Origin of the sequence: Streptomyces sudanensis (assembly GCF_023614315.1) — a bacterium.
Classification (GTDB): Bacteria; Actinomycetota; Actinomycetes; order Streptomycetales; family Streptomycetaceae; genus Streptomyces; species Streptomyces sudanensis.
The window spans coordinates 2672354-2689079 of sequence record NZ_CP095474.1; the positions used below are offsets into that span (position 1 = coordinate 2672354).

The following is a 16726-nucleotide window of genomic DNA, read 5'->3' on the forward strand; positions in this document are numbered from 1 at the left end:
CCTCCGGACCCAGGCCCTTCACACCCGGCGCCCCCACACCCGGCACCTCCGGCCCCGCCCCCGCGCCCCGAGGCCCGAACGGCTCCACGTCCCGCTGGCCCGGCACGGCCGGCATGCCGTCCTCCAGGGCCGACACCACCGCGTCCGGCGTGCCCAGGCGGGCCAGGATGCGGCGGACCGCGGCCGGGCTGTCCGCGCCGCCGTCCCTCCGCTGCCGGGCGATCTCGTCGCGCAGCGACGCCACCAGGCCCATCCGCGCCCTCGACGGCAGCTTCCGCTGCTGAGCCAGGTCCCCGACCCGGCTCAGGTAGTCGAAGACCAGCTGGTCGCTCTCGATGCCCACCGCGCCCCTCCATGCCGCCCGCCCGCCGGGCCGACGCCCCGACGTTAGCGCCTGCGGCGGGCGGCATGGGGCTAACGTGGTGCGGATGGCGACCGGCGAGACCCAGTGGGAGGCTCACGTGCCCGAGGACCACGGCGGTACGGCGGCGCCCCGCACCCTCGCGGAGGCGCTGCGGGCCCGGGGCGACGAAGGGCTGGCGGCGCTGCTGCGCGCCCGGCCGGACCTGCTCGTCCCCGTACCGAACGACCTGACGCAGCTCGCGACGCGGGCCGGCACCCGGGCCTCCGTCGTCCGTGCCCTGGGGCGGCTGGACCGGTTCGCCCTCCAGACCGCCGAGGCGCTGGCCGTGGCGCCCGACCCGGCGCCGTACCCGGTGCTGCTCCGGCTCATGGCGGGCGACGGCGGCGACCCGGCCGTCGAGGCCGCGCTGCCGGGAGCCGTCGCCGTCCTGCGCGACCAGGCCCTGGTGTGGGGCGGCGACGACCGGCTCCGCCTGGTGCGCACCGCGCGCGAGGTGCTCGCCCCGTCCCCGCGGCACCCNNNNCCCCACCGGCCTCGGCCCGACCGTCGCCGAGGCCACCGCCGGGATGTCGCCGGGCCGCCTCCAGGAGATCCTCCGGACCCTCGGGCTGCCCACCACCCACGACTCGGTCTCCGCGGTCGCCGCACTGACCGGCCTGTTCACCGACCGGCCCCGGATGGACGCCCTCCTCGACGAGGCCCCGGCGGACGCCCTCGGCGTGCTCGACCGCCTGGTGTGGGGGCCGCCGTACGGCGAGGTGACCGCCGACCCGGCACCGCCGGTGCGCTGGCTCCGCGACCGCGGCCTGCTCCTGCCGACCACCGCCCGCACGGTGGCGCTCCCCCGCGAGGTGGCGCTGCACCTGCGGGCCGGGCGGGCGCACCGCACGCCGGAACCGGTGCCGCCGTCCGTGGAGCCGGCCCGCGAGTACCGTCCGCAGGTGGTGGACGCCACCGCGGCCGGCCAGGCGTACACCGCGCTCGCCACCGCCGAGGACCTGCTGAAGCAGTGGGACGAGGGCGGGCCCGCCGTCCTGCGCGCCGGCGGGCTGTCCGTCCGCGACCTGAAGCGGACCGCCGTCCTCCTCGGCGTCGCCGAACCGGTCGCCGCGTTCTGGCTGGAGCTGCTGTACGCCGCCGGGCTGCTCGCCCCGGACGGCGGCACCGACGAGCGGTACGCGCCGACCCCCGCGTACGACGAGTGGCTCGACCTGCCGGCCGCCCGCCGCTGGGCCCGCCTCGCCGCCGCCTGGCTCGCCTCGACCCGCACGCCCGGCCTGGTCGGCGGGCAGGACGCCAAGGGCCGCACCCTGTCCGCGCTCGGCCCCGACCTGGACCGGGGCGCCGCGCCCGAGGTGCGCCGCCGGGTGCTGGAACTGCTCGCCGCGCTGCCGCCGGGCGCCGCGCCGGAACCGGACGCCGTGCTGGCCCGGCTGCGCTGGGAGCGGCCCCTGCGCGGCGGCGGCACCGACCTGCGCGCCCGCCTCGCCACCTGGACCCTCACCGAGGCGGAGACGCTCGGCGTCACCGGCCGGGGCGCCCTGTCCGGGCACGGCCGCGCGCTGCTGGACGGCCCCGGCGAGGACGCCGCCGTCGCGCTGCTGGCCCCCCTGCTGCCCGAGCCGGTCGACCACGTCCTGCTCCAGGCCGACCTGACGGCCGTCGCCCCCGGCCCGCTGCGCCGCCCGCTCGCCGACACCCTGGCGGTCCTCGCGGACGTCGAGTCCAAGGGCGGCGCGACGGTGTACCGCTTCACGCCCGCGTCGGTGCGCCGCGCGCTCGACGCCGGGCGGTCCGCCGCCGACCTCCACGCCTTCCTCGCGGCGCACTCCCGCACGCCCGTGCCGCAGCCGCTGGCGTACCTGATCGACGACGTGGCGCGCCGCCACGGCCACCTGCGCGTGGGCGCCGCGTCCGCGTACGTCCGCTGCGACGACGACGCCGTCCTCGGGGAGATCCTCGCCGACCGGCGGTCCGTGCCCCTGGGCCTGCGCCGCCTCGCCCCGACCGTCCTGGCTGCCCGGACCGATCCGGCGGCGCTGCTGGAGGGGCTGCGGTCCATGGGGTTCGCGCCGGCCGCCGAGACCGCCGAGGGCGATGTGGTGATCACCCGCGCCCGCGCCCACCGGACCCCGCCGCGCACCGCGCCCGCCCCCGTCCCGGACGGCCCGCCGGAGCCCGACGACGCCCTGCTCGAAGCGGCCGTGCGCGCCGTNNGCGCCGGGGNCCNCGCCGCCACCGCGCCCCGCCGGGAGCCGCGGNCCGCGGACCNCGGCGCCGACGGCGCCCCGCCGCGGACCTCCCCCGCCGAGACGCTGGCCACCGTCCAGGCCGCCGTGATGACCGGTTCGACGGTCTGGATCGGGTACGTCAGCGCCGAGGGCACCGCCGGCCGGCGCGTCATCGCGCCGGTCCGCGTCGAGGGCGGCTACGTCACCGCCTACGACCACACCGCCGACGAGGTCCGCACCTACCCGCTGCACCGCATCACGGGCGTCGCGGAGCTGGCGGAGGAGTGACCGGCCCCGTCCTGCCGCCCGCCGCCCGTGCGGTGGTGGCGGCGCCGGTCCTCCCGCACGGCGGGCCCCTTTCCGGGGCGATGCGGCAGACTGGAGAGCTGCCCGTGTCCCGGGGCCGTACGGAAAGGGTGAGGCGTGAACGGACCGCTGATCGTCCAGAGTGACAAAACGCTTCTGCTGGAGGTCGACCACGAGCGGGCCGACGCCTGCCGCCGCGCCATCGCGCCGTTCGCGGAGCTGGAGCGGGCACCCGAGCACATCCACACGTACCGCGTGACCCCGCTCGGCCTGTGGAACGCGCGGGCCGCCGGGCACGACGCGGAGCAGGTCGTCGACGCGCTGGTCGAGTTCTCCCGGTACCCGGTGCCGCACGCGCTGCTCGTCGACGTCGCCGAGACGATGGCCCGGTACGGGCGGCTCACCCTCCACAAGCACCCCGTGCACGGCCTGGTCCTCACCACCACCGACCGGCCCGTCCTGGAGGAGGTGCTGCGGTCGAAGCGGATCAAGCCGCTCGTCGGGGAGCGCGTCGACCCGGACACGGTCGTCGTCCACCCCTCCGAGCGCGGCCAGGTCAAGCAGACCCTCCTCAAGCTGGGCTGGCCCGCCGAGGACCTCGCCGGGTACGTCGACGGCGAGGCGCACCGCATCGACCTGGACGAGTCGGGCTGGGCGCTGCGCCCCTACCAGCGGCAGGCCGTCGAGGGGTTCTGGCACGGCGGGTCGGGCGTCGTGGTGCTGCCGTGCGGCGCGGGCAAGACCCTCGTCGGCGCCGGGGCCATGGCGCAGGCGAAGGCGACGACGCTGATCCTCGTCACCAACACCGTCTCCGCCCGGCAGTGGAAGCACGAGCTGGTCAGGCGGACCTCGCTCACCGAGGACGAGATCGGCGAGTACAGCGGCGCCCGCAAGGAGATCCGCCCGGTCACCATCGCCACGTACCAGGTGCTGACGACCCGGCGGAAGGGCGTCTACCCGCACCTGGAGCTGTTCGACTCCCGCGACTGGGGCCTGATCGTCTACGACGAGGTGCACCTGCTGCCCGCGCCGGTCTTCAAGTTCACCGCCGACCTCCAGGCGCGGCGGCGCCTCGGGCTGACCGCGACGCTGGTGCGCGAGGACGGGCGCGAGTCGGACGTGTTCTCCCTCATCGGGCCGAAGCGGTTCGACGCGCCGTGGAAGGAGATCGAGGCGCAGGGGTACATCGCGCCCGCCGACTGCGTGGAGGTCCGCGTCGACCTGACCGAGTCGGAGCGGCTCGCGTACGCCACGGCGGAGGCGGAGGAGAAGTACCGGTTCTGCGCGACGACGGACACCAAGCGGCGGGTCACCGAGGCGATCGTCCGGAAGTTCGCCGGGCAGCAGATCCTCGTCATCGGGCAGTACATCGACCAGCTCGACGAGCTGGGCGAGCACCTCGGCGCGCCCGTCATCAAGGGCGAGACGCCCAACGCGCAGCGCGAGAAGCTGTTCGAGGCGTTCCGGAACGGGGAGATCAGTGTGCTGGTCGTCTCGAAGGTCGCGAACTTCTCCATCGACCTGCCCGAGGCGACGGTGGCGATCCAGGTGTCGGGCACCTTCGGATCGCGGCAGGAGGAGGCGCAGCGGCTGGGGCGGGTCCTGCGGCCCAAGGCCGACGGCCACCAGGCGCACTTCTACTCGGTCGTCGCACGCGACACCATCGACCAGGACTTCGCCGCGCACCGCCAGCGGTTCCTCGCCGAACAGGGCTACGCCTACCGGATCGTCGACGCGAGCGAACTGCTGAGCGAGGCCTGAGCGACGGCGGGCGGGGGGGAGCGCCTCGGCCGGAACGGGACCCCAGGCGCGCCACGTCGATCCCGAGCCGGCCGAGCACCCGCGCGCCCGGCGCGGCCGCCTGCCGCGCCACGAGCGAAAGGACCGCCGCCGGAAAACAGGTGTGCGACGGCACGGCCCTGGCCCACCATGAGAACGTGACCGAGCACCCGGTGATCAGCACCTTGACCCTCCGGCACAGGATTCAGGACGACTGGGCGGCGGACCCCTGGGCCGAAGTGCGCCCGCTCATCGACGGCGTGGACGTACTGGGGGAAGTCCACCCGGAAGGCCTCGCACCCAGCTGCCGGTACTGGAGGGGGCCGGCCGAAAGCCGGCCCCTGGCGGTCGCGGAGGAACCCCGCAGGGTCATGATCACGGAGCCGACCTGCACGGCCGGTTGCTGCGGCGCCCTGTACGTCACCGTGCGCCGCGAGGGCGGCCAGGTGGTCTGGGACTCCTGGGAGAGCACCGGCGACGTCACGGCGCTGCCGGCGGAGTTCCGCTTCGACGCCGCCCAGTACGAGGCCGAACTGGCGCGGGCCGCCGGGGACCGCAGCTGGGAGGAGCCGGTGGACACCGCCGCCCGGCTCCTCGGACGGGCGCTCGCGGACAGCGGCTGGTTCGAGCGGTGGGGCTGCGTCCTCACGGACTGCCGACCACGACGCGAGGAGCCCGGCCTCCCCGGGGAGGTCACCGGCCTCCCCGGAGTCGATGTCGACTTCCACCACGTCGGGGGGCCGGACGGGCCCACGGTCTTCTACCAGTACGAGTTGCCGGTCACCCGCGATCGGCCCGTGGAGGAGCAGGTGCGGCGACTGGCCGCCCACATCCTGGCGGACGACCCCCGGAAGACCGCCGAGCCCCTGCCCTGAGGCCGACTCGGGCGGCGCGGCGGCGACAGGGCGGGCACCACCTCTGCCCGACACGGCGCCGGGGCCCCGGTGAGCCACGGCGAACTGCGGGAACACCACCCCCGCCCGTCCAGGCGAAGGCAGCCGGAGCCACGGCGGCCCCTCCCGGGCCTCCGCACTCGCCGGAACCCGCGTCAGCGCCGCCGGACGCCCGCCGCGTCCGCGTCGTAGTCGCCGAGGACCGCGACGCCGAACGCCGCCGCCGCGAAGACCCGCACCGCGCGCAGGGCTCCGCCGAGCGGGGAGGCGGACCGCCCGGCGCCGTGGGGCGCCTCGACGCCCGGCGCCTGCGGGGTGCGGGGGCCGGGCGTGCCCCCGGCCGTGGGAGGGAGAGTCGTCGCGCTCATGCCCCCATGGTGGGTTCCGGACCTCCCGAGGCGCGTCACCCCGCGGTCTGACCCCGCGCCCCGCCCGCGTACGACCCCAGGCATACGGGATCCCCTACGGGTCCTACGCCCCGGCACCGGCCGGGGCATCTCCAGGGCCACCGCGCAGAAGGGGCGACAATCCATGGGTCCCCGTCCCGCAGCCGGTTCGGCAACCGTCGTACACACCGCCGGAGAGGCACCACGGCGGACACGATCGGAAGGCCCCGGTCCGGAGCGGCACCCGCGCCACGGCCGGAGCGGAGCCCGGGGGCAGTGCGGGGAGCGCGGCGGCAACGAACCTCCTGTCCCGGCTCGTACACCCGGGCAGGCGGCGAGGAACGCGTGCCGCTCGGTCCGCGATCAACCGCTGTACGGGACCTCCTCCACGGCGTCCTCCCAGGTATGCCGTTCGGCGTGGCCGGCGAACAGACAGCATCCCTCCCCGTCGGACCCCGGCCCGATCGCCGGGCAGTCCGGCAACACGACCACTTCCACCCCGCCCTTCCCGTTCCAGCGGAGCCACAGCGCGGTGCCGTACTCCGGGTCGTCGAGGAGGCCGTAGTGCACACCGTCGTCATGCGCGGTCAACTGACACTGCACGGCGCTGTCGACATGTCCCGAAGCGGATTCCCCTCGGGCCTCCCGTGCCAGGCCCGGCGGCACTCGCCGCCATTGCGTGCATCGCATCACGACACCGTCCGGCGGGGGTCTGAGGAATTCCGCTCCGCACACCGACGGCACGCGCACGGCGGGAAAGTACCCGGGTGGTCCGGGAGGAGCGGGTCGTCGCCCACACGCACCTCCGTGAGAGGCCCCCACGTCCGGCCGGAATCGCGCGACACCCGCAGGGTCATCCGTACGTCGTCATGTCCGTTCGTCATGGTCGGCAGCATCACGATCCGCGCACTCGGTCGGAAAGGCCAAGCGGGTTACCCAGCATGAGTAACATCACCTTCGGCTGATCGCGAGTAGCGATCCGTAGTCCTAGCGCCGGAGCGTGCCCGATGCCCGAGCCGACCCGCCCGAAGGAACTCCCGGCCGGCCTGCTCACGAATCCGCTGATGGTCGAGGCATGCCGGACCAGGGACTTCGCCCGCGTCTTCCAGTTACTCACGACGCGAGCAGGCATCTACCCGTCGATGATCGCGCGGCGCTGCGATCTCACTCCCAGCCGCGTCGGCGAGGTGCTGGCCGGGCGGCGACAGCTGTTGCACATGGACGTGATCGAGCGGATCTCGGACGGGCTGCGCATCCCCGGGCACATGCTCGGTCTGGCCCGGCGAGCGTGGGAGACTCCGCAGCACCCGACCGTCACACCACAAGAGCCGCCCGAGGTACCCGCTCCGGCCGACGAGTCGTCGGCCATGGGGATCCCGGGGGCGGACGTGGACGGCATCCTCACCCTGGTGGCCGAAAGGGACTTCGGCCTTCCGACACTGGACGCGCTGCACTCGTCGATCGCGGACTACTGGCGCCGGGACGACGAACACGGCGGGGAGACCTTACGGCCGGCGGTCGTCGGCCAGCTCCGCTACGTCGTCGGTCTCCTCAGGGAGGAATGCCCCGTCCCCTTGCGGAACGGTCTGCACGGCGTCGCGGCCGAGCTGGCCCGACTCACCGGGTGGACGTACTTCGACGCCCGCCAGTACAGCCAGGCACGTGTGTACTTCGCCGAAGCCCTCCGGCTGGCCAAAGTCATCGACGACCGCCGGTTCATGGCCAACGTCCTCGCCTGCATGAGCCTTCAAGCCACGTACCAGGACAGGCCGGGGGACGCTCTCGCGCTCGTCACGGCGGCCCAGGACCAGGCACGGGACTCCGAGGGGACGACACCTCGTGTACTGGCCATGCTCGCCATGCGCGAAGCCTTCGCTCACGCCGCCCTGGGGGACCACAAGGCCGCTCACAGCGCGATCTCGGAGGCCCACACCCACTTCGGCCGGATCCGCCCCGGTGACCCGGATCCGGCATGGGTGGCGTACTTCGACGAGCCGAAACTGATCGCGGACACCGGCATCGCGCACAGCCGCCTGGGTGAAGCCGCCCTTGCCGAACCCCTCATCGAGGACGCCTTGCACCGCGAGCACCGGTCCAACCGTCGGGGCCGCGCCTTCCACGCCTTCTGGCTCGCCTGCACCCGGCTCCAGCGCGGAAAGCTCGATGAGGCGTGCCACACGGCCACGGAAGCCCTGACCTCGGCAATGGCCGTCGGCTCGCGACGGATCACCGGTCACCTCCGGGAGTTCCGCGAGCAGTTGGAGCCCTTCCGCCGGGAACCGGTCGCAGTGGCGTTCGAAACCCGACTCCTGGAGGTACTGCCTCGCCGGGTCAGCGGATCGTCTCGTCCATGAGCACGTAGAGCAGCCCGACCAGGGAGCCGCTGCTGACGATCTCGCGGCGGTCGATCATGCCCCGCACGTCGGTCAGGGGGATCCACTCGATCCGGTCCGACTCGTTCTTCTCGGTCGGTGGCCCTTCGTACACAGCTCCGTCGGCCCGGAAGACGTGGTGCTGGGAATCGGTGATGCCGTTGGCCGGTTCGGCGTAGATCAGCGGTCGGACGGGGCCGGGACGCCAGCCGGTCTCCTCCAGGACCTCACGGGCCGCCGCCTCGGCCGGGGTCTCGCCCTCCTCGACCAGGCCCATGGGCAGCTCCCACGCCCAGGTGTTCGTGATGAAGCGGTGCCGCCACATCATCAGCACCTCGCGCCGTTCGTTGACGACGGCCGCCACGGCCAGGTGACGCAGCTTGACGACGTGGTGCTCCCAGCGGTTCCCGTCCGGTGTCTCGACGTCGGTGAGCCACAGGTTCACCCAGTCGTTCTCGTAGATCGGACGTTCCCCGTGGATCTTCCACTGCATCGCCGCGGCCCCTCTCGATCGGCTCCCAGCATCGCAGAGCGGAGGCCGGCCGGAGCCGGGTTCTGCGGGGACTCGCGCCGGGTCGGCGAACAACAGGTGAGTGCCTCTCCGGAGACGCCCTGCATGGGCTCGGGTATGTCGGTCGGGCTCATGTACCACGCTCGGAAAGCCCCGGCACCGGCCGGAGCGGGGCGGAGTCAGGCCCCGGAGGTGTCACCTCGTGTCTTCCGGAACCCGAAGAGGGGATGCGGGCAGGGGGCGCGGCGGGCGGCCGGACGCGAGCCTCTCGTACACCGTCACCCTCCGGCCGCGGACCTGCTCGTCGGCCACCGGCGTGAAGTACGTCCGCAGCGTGGAGATCTTCGCCTCGTCCCGGGACGAGGCCGTCGGCTTGGCCACCTCCGCCGCGTCGGTGACGAGGACGACGCGCCGCCGGGCGAGTATCTCCGTCCGGATGCGCACCGGGTCCCACTCCACGCCCTTCAGCGTTCCGGAGCGTTCCGGGGTTTCCTCCAGGGCTATGTCCCGGAGGCCCTCGAACGCGTACGGGGAGACCATCCTGGTGTCCCGTCGCGCCGCCGGGACGAAGAGGACGGCGTCCTCGGGCTCCTTCAGCCGCTCCACCCGCGCCGCCACCGCCATGACGTCGTCCACGCGGCTCTGCGGCGAGCGCTTCGCCAGTGCCTGCGGCAGCAGAGCGGCCATGATGACGGCGATCGCCGTGGGAAGGACCCACCGCGATGCGCTCCGCGACCGCCGCGAGACCGCCCGTACGAGTGCGCCGAGGACGACACCGGTCATCAGGGCCGCACCCAGCAGGCCGAACAGGATGTACCGGTCCACGAACAGGGGCTTGAACAGGGAGATCCCCATGAGGACGAGCTGCGGAACCGCAAGCAGCGGCAGCCCGACGGCCGTTGCCGAGAGCCGCCCCGTCCGGGGCCGGTCCAGAAGGGCCCCCAGACCGGCGATCGCCAGGAGGACCGCCGGCCCGATCAGCATGTGCCAGGTGAGGGGCGGTATCCAGGACACCTGGCCGGACTGGGCCCGGCTGAAGAGGATCAGCGGTGCGACGCCCGCCGTCGCGGCCGTGGACGACACGGCCCAGGCGATCCACGTCCCCCGCGCGGCATGCGCCCACGCCAGAGTCGCCAGGTGCGCGGGAAGAACCAGTAAGGAGAGCCAGTTCAGCAGGCCGCACACGAGGACCGCGCAGCCGTAACCGGTCCAGTGCGCCCACCGGCTCCCCCGTCCCTGGAGCACCCTCACCAGCAGCAGGGTCGAGACGCCGGACCCGGCCGCCACTAGGCCGTACGGGCGCCCCTCCTGGAGGTGGAACTGCACGGAGGGCAGCAGCCCGAACACCATGCCCCCGCCCAGGCCCACCGGGCTCCCGGCCAGCCGCCGCCCGAGCACCGCCACACACGCCGCTCCCACCGCGACGGCCAGCACGGAGGGAAGCCGCAGCACCGTGACCGAAGGGCCGAAGCACTCGAACAGCCCGTGCATGAACAGGTAGTACAGGCCGTGCACGACATCGACGTGCTCCAGCATGCACACGATCTCCCCGGTCGACCGGAGGGCGACCTGCCAGGTCGCGGCCTCGTCCCGCCAGACGCTGTGCTGCCGCGAGAGCCCCCACGAGCCGAGCAGGACGGTCCAGAGGAACGGAACCGGCCAGACGGGAAATCGGCGGTACCGGGATCGGTCGGTCATCGGCAAGGTCGCTCCACTCCCGGCGGGCGGATTCCACCGGTTCGCTGACGAAATGCGGCGTGCGAGACGCATCCGAACGACGGACAGGTCGGCAGCGTGAACGCGACCTCACCGGCAAGGCCCGCTTCACGCCTTTCCCATGGGCGCCTCACGAGGACCTCCGGCGGCGCTCACTCGGACACCCGTGGGGAGACGAAGGCGGAGAAGGGGAGGACAGAGCCCCTACGGGCCATTCGGAAGGGGATTTTCACGCCACCATCGCCACCTGGTCGGTGAAAAGCGGGAGCGTGCGCCGACGCGGAGCCACCCCGTCAACGGAACAACTCCCCTTCGGTCGAGTCACCGGGCCCGGCACGCCACGGGAAGCGGGCGACGGGCGGCAGGCGGCAGGCAGCAGGCGGGCCGGGAGCGCCCGGGGGCTCCCCGCGGCGCCGCCACCGGCCCGGTGGAGCCGGCCCGGGCGCCGGCGCCCCGCGGAAAACCCGTTCGCGTGCGCCCGGCACGCCTCACTACAATCCTCCGCTTGCCCGCCTCCCCGTACGGGAGCGCCGCCCTCCGGCCGGAAACCGGACGGCCCTCACCCGACCGCTCCCCGCCGGAGGCACCGCCATGCCCGAAACCGCACCCGACCCCCTCGCCCGTGAGCGCGCCCACCTCGCGGCGTCCCGCGCGGCGCTGCGCGCCATGCGGGAGGAGGTCGAGGCGCTGGACATCCGCGACGTCACCGCGAACTGGGTCAACGCCGCCGTCCTGCAGCGGCAGATCGAGGAGCGCGTCGAGGCGCTCGCCGACCTCGCCCACACGCCCCTGTTCTTCGGCCGGCTCGACTACCTGCCCACCACGCAGGAGGGCCAGGGGTTCCACATCGGGCGGCGGCACGTCCACGACGCCCACGGCGACCCGATGGTGGTCGACTGGCGGGCGCCCGTGTCGCAGCCGTTCTACCGGGCGTCCCGGCAGGACCCGCAGGACGTGCGGCTGCGGCGCCGCTTCGGCTACACGGGCGGCGAGCTCACCGCGTACGAGGACGAGCACCTGACCGACCCGGACGAGGCGGAGACGACCAGCCGGCTGCTCCGGGCGGAGATCGAACGGCCGCGCGTGGGACCCATGCGGGACATCGTCGCGACGATCCAGCCCGAGCAGGACGAGATCGTCCGCAGCGGCCTGGCGGGGACGGTGTGCGTGCAGGGCGGGCCCGGCACCGGCAAGACCGCGGTGGGCCTGCACCGGGTGGCGTACCTGCTGTACGCGCACCGGGAGCGGCTGGCCCGCACCGGCACGCTGGTCGTCGGGCCGAACCGGTCGTTCCTCCGGTACATCGAGCAGGTGCTGCCCGCCCTCGGCGAGCTGGAGGTGCGGCAGGCCACCGTCGACGAGCTGGTCGGCGCGCACGTCGAGGTGCGGGGCGCCGACGACCCGGCGGCGGCCGCGGTGAAGGGCGACGCGCGGATGGCGGAGGTCCTGCGCCGCGCGCTGCGGTCGCACGTCACGCCGCCGACGGAGCCCGTCGTGGTGGTGCGCGGGTCGCGGCGGTGGCGGATCCCCGCGTACGAGGTGGCGGAGATCGTCTCGGAGCTGCTGGCCCGCGACATGCGGTACGGCGCCGCCCGCGAGGCCCTGCCGCAGCGCATCGCGCACGCGGTGCTGGTGCGGATGGAGGCCGCCGGGGAGGCGCCGGACGACCGGGTGCAGGACCAGGTGGCGCGGAGCGCCGCCGTGAAGGCCGCCGTCAAGGCGATCTGGCCGCCCGTGGACCCGGCGAAGCTGGTGCTGCGGCTGCTGTCGGACCCGGAGTTCCTGGCGGAGCACGCGCGGGGGATCCTCGACGAGGACGAGCGGAAGGCCCTGCTGTGGGCGAGGCCGCCGCGGAGCGTGAAGTCGGCGAAGTGGTCGCCCGCGGACGCCGTGCTGGTGGACGAGGCGGCGGACCTGGTGACGCGCACCCCGTCGCTGGGCCACGTGGTGCTGGACGAGGCGCAGGACCTGTCGCCCATGCAGTACCGGGCGGTGGGGCGGCGCTGCTCGACCGGTTCGGCGACGGTGCTGGGCGACCTGGCGCAGGGCACCACGCCGTGGGCGACGGAGAGCTGGGACCGGGCGCTGGCCCACCTGGGGAAGCCGGACGCGGTGGTGGAGGAGCTGACGGCCGGCTTCCGCGTGCCGCGCGAGGTGATCGCCTACGCGTCGCGCCTGCTGCCGCACATCGCGCCGGGCCTGGCGGCGGTCCGGTCGGTGCGGGAGAGCCCGGGCTCGCTGGAGGTGCGGGCGGTGGAGGCCGGCCGGCGGGACGCGGAGGTGGTCGCCGCGTGCGCGGAGTTCCTCCGCGCGGAGGGCTCCACCGGCCTGATCGCCGCCGATCCGCGCGTCCCGGCTCTGGCACGGGCGCTGCGGGAGGCCGGGGTGCCGTTCCTGTCGCCGGGCGAGGAGACGACCCCGGACGTGCGGCTGACGCTGGTCCCGGCGTCCCTGGCGAAGGGCCTGGAGTATGACCACGTGGTCCTCGACGAGCCGGCGGCGGTGGTGGCCGCGGAACCGGACGACCGCACCGGCCTGCGCCGCCTGTACGTGGCGCTGACCCGCGCGGTGTCGGGTCTGAAGGTCCTGCACGCCTCCCCGCTGCCGGAGCAGCTCGCCTCCGCCTGACGCCCGCCCCGGTACGCCGTGCCGCTACGCCGCCCCGGTACGCCGTGCCGCGCGCCGGGTACGACGGGCCGGGGCGGNCGCGCCGGACATGGCGGGCCGGGCGGGGCGNAGCGGCAAGTTCTAGGTGGGCGGGCACNNCCCCGGCACAGCGGGCGGCGCGCTGGGGCGGCGGGAGGGGCGATCGTCGGCCAAGTGGCCGGTGGAGCGGTGGGGAGCGGGGGAGCCGCCGGATACGAGGACACGGCGGGCACACGTACGGGAAGGACGGCCGGGACCGGCCGAGAGAATTCGGCCAAGAGACCCCGAGGGCGGTGGCGATCGCAAACTTCCCTTGGGCACAATGCCCCCATGCCTCTCACCGTCGGGTTCGACCTCGACATGACCCTCATCGACTCCCGTCCCGGTATCCACGCCACCTACCGGGAACTTTCGGCTCGCACCGGGGTGTGGATCGACGCCGACCTGGTGGTGTCCCGCCTCGGTCCACCGCTCGAACAGGAGCTGGCCAACTGGTTTCCAGAAGAACACGTCGTGGAGATGGTCGCCGCGTACCGTGAGATCTACCCCACGCACGCCATCGAGGCCTCCCTCGCCCTGCCGGGCGCGCGGGAGGCGATCCGGGCCGTCCGCGAGGCGGGCGGGCGGAGCGTCGTCGTCACCGCGAAGAACGAGCCGCACGCGAAGCTGCACCTCGAACACCTCGGCATGGAACCCGACGCCGTGATCGGCTGGCTGTGGGCCGAGGCGAAGGCGGAGGCACTGCGCGAGCACGACGCCACCGTGTACGTCGGCGACCACCTGGGCGACATCCGCGGCGCCCGCGCGGCCGGCGCGCTCGCCGTGTCGGTGGCGACCGGGCCGTACGGCGAGGAGGCCCTGCGCGAGGCCGGCGCGGACGTCGTCCTGCCCGACCTGACGGCCTTCCCCGACTGGTGGGCGGCCTACGCGGGGGGCGCGCTCTCCCGGGCCTGACGCCGCTGGGCGGCGATGGAGCGGAGCACTCCGGCGGCGGCGACGAGGAAGCCGACGCCCATCAGCATCGCCACGAGGTACACGGCCGTGGGGAACGGCTCCGTCCCCAGGAAGAGCGGGGCGACGGTGACGAGCGTGGCGATCGCCCCGATGACGAAGAGGACCGCTCCGGCACGGATGAGCCCGTCCCCGGGCAGGGAGCCGTTCGCGGTGGTTTCACTACGCATCCGGCCAGGGTAGTTCCCCGGCCGGGGAGACCGCCCGGCGGCGCCCCGCCCGGCGGCGGCACGTCCGTCCCCGCCGCCCCGCGCCGCCCGTCGCGGCCCCGTCTCCGCGGGGACGGGACGTGCCTGTCGGCGAACCCGAGTGGTTCAGCCAGGCACGCATGTCACATTGATCAGGAACTCATGGGGTTCACTCGTCGAGTGACGTAGCGGACGTGTCGGCCGCGCGGGACGGCATCGAGGTGCCGCTCACCGTCGAGGACTCGAGCGACACTTCGGCCTCCAGCCCCACGACCGTCCGGACCGCCATGGTGGCCCCGGACGCCCGGGAGCCCGTCGCGAAGACCGCGGAAGTACACAGCGCGGAGCAGGTGAACGAGGTGGCCGGGACGACCGTCGGCCAGACGGTGAAGGAGGCCACCGAGGAGGCCCCGCCGACAGTACGACGGACGGCGGCCCCCGCTGAGGCCGCCGTCGATCGTTCGTTCACCCGGCTCACGTGGAGTACTCCGGCTCCGCGAGGGCCGCTGCCCTCACCGTCGGCGCGAGGTCGTCCAGGACGAGGGAGTCCAGATGCCGCCGGAGGGACTGTCGTGCCTCCCGCAGACGCTCGACCAGCGCCGGTCCCGTGAGGTCACCGGGCAGGATGACGCGCCGGAAGTCCGGGGTCTCGATCGCGCCGGCGACCAGTTTCTCCACCAGCCACATGGGCGTGCGCTCTCGAATGGCGAAGGTCAGGTGGATGCTGTGCTCGTCCACGACGACGTGCGGGTTGTGCACCCACCCGCGTGGCAGCAGCAGGGACCGACCCGCCTTCAGGTCGACTTCCATGTCCGGACCCGCGGCCTCCCAGGTGGGGATGTAGTCGTCCCGCCAGACCCGCCAGCTCTCGTTGTACTCCCGCATCGGAGCTTCGACCGGCGGCCTCCAGAGCTGCCACTGTTTCGTACCCGCGATCTGTACGATCACGGCCATCTGCTGATCCCAGTGGTGGCGGAGCCCCTGGTTGGCCGGCGGGGTCAGGAACGTGTGGATGTAGTTGGAGTATCCGGTCTCCCGCTGGATGTCCTCGGAGACCTGCGCCATGGCCGGGATGATGCGCTGGAGGTTCCCGAGGCGGATGGTGTGGCCGCTCTCGTACAGGCGCGCGAGCTTCGCGCGGTCGGCCCGGCCGTTCGTGGTGAACGCCTTCTGGTTCAGGGAAGGGGCGGGGGCCTTGACGACGGCGATCTCGTCGGCTGGGACGCATCCCCTGAAGAGGTAGCCCCGGATCACCTCGGGTGAGGCGATCTCGTCCAGGGCGGTCTTGCCGCGTTCGTACACGCGGGGTTCGTCCGGCCACGAGGCCAGAAGATCGGTTACGCCCTCCTCGGGCAGTAAGAGACTCAGCGACATTGCGTCGCCTCCTTCCGTGCGGGGATCACGAAGGGGGGAGCGGGCAGGGGATCTCGGGGTGGAACCGGTTCGGGCAGCACACGACGGAGAGGGAGAACAGGTTCTTCGAGGTGGTGTAGTGCACCCAGCACACGTCGACACCACGAGGCAGCACGTCAGCGGCGTACGCCAGTTTGCCGTCGAGGCCGACGTACGCCCGACGCCCGTCCGGGCGCTCGAAGGGGCGGTTCGCCTCGTGGTTCTTCGTCATCCACGCCAGGGCGATCCCCACGTCGGTCCATGTGCGCTCGGCCGCGGCCTGGTCCTGCTTCATGAGCCAGTGGCCGGTCATGAGAGGCGGCACGTTGCCGGTCTGGAACTCCGCGGCGGCCTCGCGGTACCGGTCGAGGACTTGCTGCTGCTTCCTGTCTTCGGGGTCCGTCACCATCGGCGGGCCGTTGGAGTGCGCCGGCCGCCGGCCGCCCTCCTTCGCGTACAGTGACGCGGCGCCGATCCATGGTCCGTACCCGTGCCAGTGCCCTGACCAGTTCATACGTGCCCTTCTGGGGAGTGCGGGGCCGCCCCGCCGAAGCGGGGCGGCCCTTCTCGTCACCTGGTGGGGAAGCGCCGGACTAGAGCGCCAGGCCCCGCTTCTTCGCCCAGCCGACGGCGAAGTCGTCCACCTCGGCGCCGGTGAAGCGCAGCTCCTTGCCCGCGCCCTCCGGCTTGTTGTCGGTCAGGACGAACGCCGACTCCGTGCCGGGGATCGCGGCCACCTCGATGCAGGACTCGTGCTCGCCCTGGAGGTTGCCGCCGCAGAAGTTCTCGAACGTCGCGCCCTCGGCGGGCAGGTTGTAGATGCCGCTGGACATGGAAACGACCTTCCTGTGCGACCGCTGTGCGGAGAGACGTTCTCCGCGCCGTCGTGCACGACCCGCTCCGGCCCGACCTGTCCTCCTTCGGGGGAACG

At 73.8% G+C, this 16726-nt stretch carries 14 protein-coding genes and 4 pseudogenes; 8 read left to right on the top strand and 10 right to left on the bottom strand.

Going from position 1 to position 16726, the window contains the following annotated elements; translation table 11 throughout:
* Window positions 1-343: pseudogene (locus MW084_RS12365) on the bottom strand (hypothetical protein); the annotation flags it as partial.
* A gap of 169 nt (window positions 344-512) precedes the next feature.
* Here MW084_RS12365 and MW084_RS12370 point away from each other — a divergent pair.
* From MW084_RS12370 to MW084_RS12390, 5 genes and pseudogenes are all read left to right on the top strand, one after another.
* Window positions 513-883, top strand: a pseudogene (locus tag MW084_RS12370) (DNA-binding protein); the annotation flags it as partial.
* 4 nt (window positions 884-887) lie between these two features.
* Window positions 888-2579, top strand: a pseudogene (locus MW084_RS12375) (helicase-associated domain-containing protein); the annotation flags it as partial.
* A 57-nt stretch (window positions 2580-2636) separates the two neighbouring features.
* Window positions 2637-2883: pseudogene (locus tag MW084_RS12380) on the top strand (WYL domain-containing protein); the annotation flags it as partial.
* Between the two features lie 135 nt (window positions 2884-3018).
* Window positions 3019-4662: a DNA repair helicase XPB gene (locus MW084_RS12385; protein ID WP_010469691.1), complete on the top strand. Its 1644-nt coding sequence runs from the start codon at window positions 3019-3021 to the stop codon at window positions 4660-4662.
* A 176-nt stretch (window positions 4663-4838) separates the two neighbouring features.
* Window positions 4839-5555 carry a hypothetical protein gene (locus MW084_RS12390; RefSeq protein WP_029553394.1) on the top strand — a complete coding sequence of 239 codons (717 nt, stop codon included), beginning with the start codon at window positions 4839-4841 and terminating at the stop codon, window positions 5553-5555.
* 173 nt (window positions 5556-5728) lie between these two features.
* On the opposite strand, the gene MW084_RS12395 is transcribed toward MW084_RS12390, so the two are convergent.
* Window positions 5729-5941 carry a hypothetical protein gene (locus MW084_RS12395; RefSeq protein ID WP_010469695.1) on the bottom strand — a complete coding sequence of 71 codons (213 nt, stop codon included), beginning with the start codon at window positions 5939-5941 and terminating at the stop codon, window positions 5729-5731.
* A 381-nt stretch (window positions 5942-6322) separates the two neighbouring features.
* Window positions 6323-6550: a hypothetical protein gene (locus MW084_RS12400; protein ID WP_308403915.1), complete on the bottom strand. Its 228-nt coding sequence runs from the start codon at window positions 6548-6550 to the stop codon at window positions 6323-6325.
* Window positions 6551-6966: 416 nt separating this feature from the next.
* Here MW084_RS12400 and MW084_RS12405 point away from each other — a divergent pair, with 416 nt between their 5' ends.
* Entirely contained in the window at window positions 6967-8313 is a 1347-nt protein-coding gene (locus tag MW084_RS12405) for an NsdA family TPR-like regulatory protein (RefSeq protein ID WP_010469701.1), read from the top strand.
* On the opposite strand, the gene MW084_RS12410 is transcribed toward MW084_RS12405, so the two are convergent.
* A complete protein-coding gene (locus MW084_RS12410; RefSeq protein WP_010469703.1) occupies window positions 8291-8824 on the bottom strand; it encodes an NUDIX hydrolase in 534 nt (177 codons plus the stop codon). The genes MW084_RS12405 and MW084_RS12410 overlap by 23 nt on opposite strands.
* Window positions 8825-9037: 213 nt before the next feature.
* On the bottom strand, window positions 9038-10540 hold the full coding sequence (locus MW084_RS12415; RefSeq protein WP_010469705.1) for a glycosyltransferase family 39 protein: 1503 nt from the start codon (window positions 10538-10540) through the stop codon (window positions 9038-9040).
* Window positions 10541-11149: 609 nt separating this feature from the next.
* On the opposite strand from MW084_RS12415, the gene MW084_RS12420 reads away from it, so the two are divergent.
* Together MW084_RS12420 and MW084_RS12425 are read left to right on the top strand one after the other, a co-directional pair.
* The gene (locus MW084_RS12420) at window positions 11150-13186 is read left to right on the top strand and encodes a HelD family protein (protein WP_010469707.1); all 2037 of its coding nucleotides are present in this window, start codon (window positions 11150-11152) and stop codon (window positions 13184-13186) included.
* Window positions 13187-13534: 348 nt separating this feature from the next.
* On the top strand, window positions 13535-14158 hold the full coding sequence (locus tag MW084_RS12425; protein ID WP_010469709.1) for an HAD family hydrolase: 624 nt from the start codon (window positions 13535-13537) through the stop codon (window positions 14156-14158).
* Here MW084_RS12425 and MW084_RS12430 read toward each other — a convergent pair.
* From MW084_RS12430 to MW084_RS12450, 5 genes are all read right to left on the bottom strand, one after another.
* Window positions 14128-14385, bottom strand: a complete 258-nt coding sequence (locus MW084_RS12430) for a hypothetical protein (protein ID WP_010469711.1) — start codon at window positions 14383-14385, stop codon at window positions 14128-14130. The two genes, MW084_RS12425 and MW084_RS12430, sit on opposite strands and share 31 nt — an antisense overlap.
* Before the next feature lie 187 nt (window positions 14386-14572).
* Complete coding sequence (locus MW084_RS12435) at window positions 14573-14803, bottom strand: hypothetical protein (RefSeq protein ID WP_010469713.1); 231 nt, start codon at window positions 14801-14803, stop codon at window positions 14573-14575.
* A 74-nt stretch (window positions 14804-14877) separates the two neighbouring features.
* Entirely contained in the window at window positions 14878-15777 is a 900-nt protein-coding gene (locus MW084_RS12440; protein ID WP_010469715.1) for a JmjC domain-containing protein, read from the bottom strand.
* 25 nt (window positions 15778-15802) lie between these two features.
* Complete coding sequence (locus MW084_RS12445) at window positions 15803-16309, bottom strand: hypothetical protein (protein ID WP_010469717.1); 507 nt, start codon at window positions 16307-16309, stop codon at window positions 15803-15805.
* Window positions 16310-16388: 79 nt separating this feature from the next.
* Window positions 16389-16628, bottom strand: a complete 240-nt coding sequence (locus MW084_RS12450) for a hypothetical protein (protein WP_010469719.1) — start codon at window positions 16626-16628, stop codon at window positions 16389-16391.
* Window positions 16629-16726: the final 98 nt, after the last annotated feature.

Coding starts and splice junctions, on each gene's coding strand:
- MW084_RS12410 (WP_010469703.1), bottom strand. CDS start 8,824: ATGCAGTGGAAGATCCACGGGGAACGTCCGATCTACGAGAACGACTGG.
- MW084_RS12445 (WP_010469717.1), bottom strand. CDS start 16,309: ATGAACTGGTCAGGGCACTGGCACGGGTACGGACCATGGATCGGCGCC.
- MW084_RS12415 (WP_010469705.1), bottom strand. CDS start 10,540: ATGACCGACCGATCCCGGTACCGCCGATTTCCCGTCTGGCCGGTTCCG.
- MW084_RS12430 (WP_010469711.1), bottom strand. CDS start 14,385: ATGCGTAGTGAAACCACCGCGAACGGCTCCCTGCCCGGGGACGGGCTC.
- MW084_RS12420 (WP_010469707.1), top strand. CDS start 11,150: ATGCCCGAAACCGCACCCGACCCCCTCGCCCGTGAGCGCGCCCACCTC.
- MW084_RS12440 (WP_010469715.1), bottom strand. CDS start 15,777: ATGTCGCTGAGTCTCTTACTGCCCGAGGAGGGCGTAACCGATCTTCTG.
- MW084_RS12450 (WP_010469719.1), bottom strand. CDS start 16,628: ATGTCCAGCGGCATCTACAACCTGCCCGCCGAGGGCGCGACGTTCGAG.
- MW084_RS12425 (WP_010469709.1), top strand. CDS start 13,535: ATGCCTCTCACCGTCGGGTTCGACCTCGACATGACCCTCATCGACTCC.
- MW084_RS12395 (WP_010469695.1), bottom strand. CDS start 5,941: ATGAGCGCGACGACTCTCCCTCCCACGGCCGGGGGCACGCCCGGCCCC.
- MW084_RS12405 (WP_010469701.1), top strand. CDS start 6,967: ATGCCCGAGCCGACCCGCCCGAAGGAACTCCCGGCCGGCCTGCTCACG.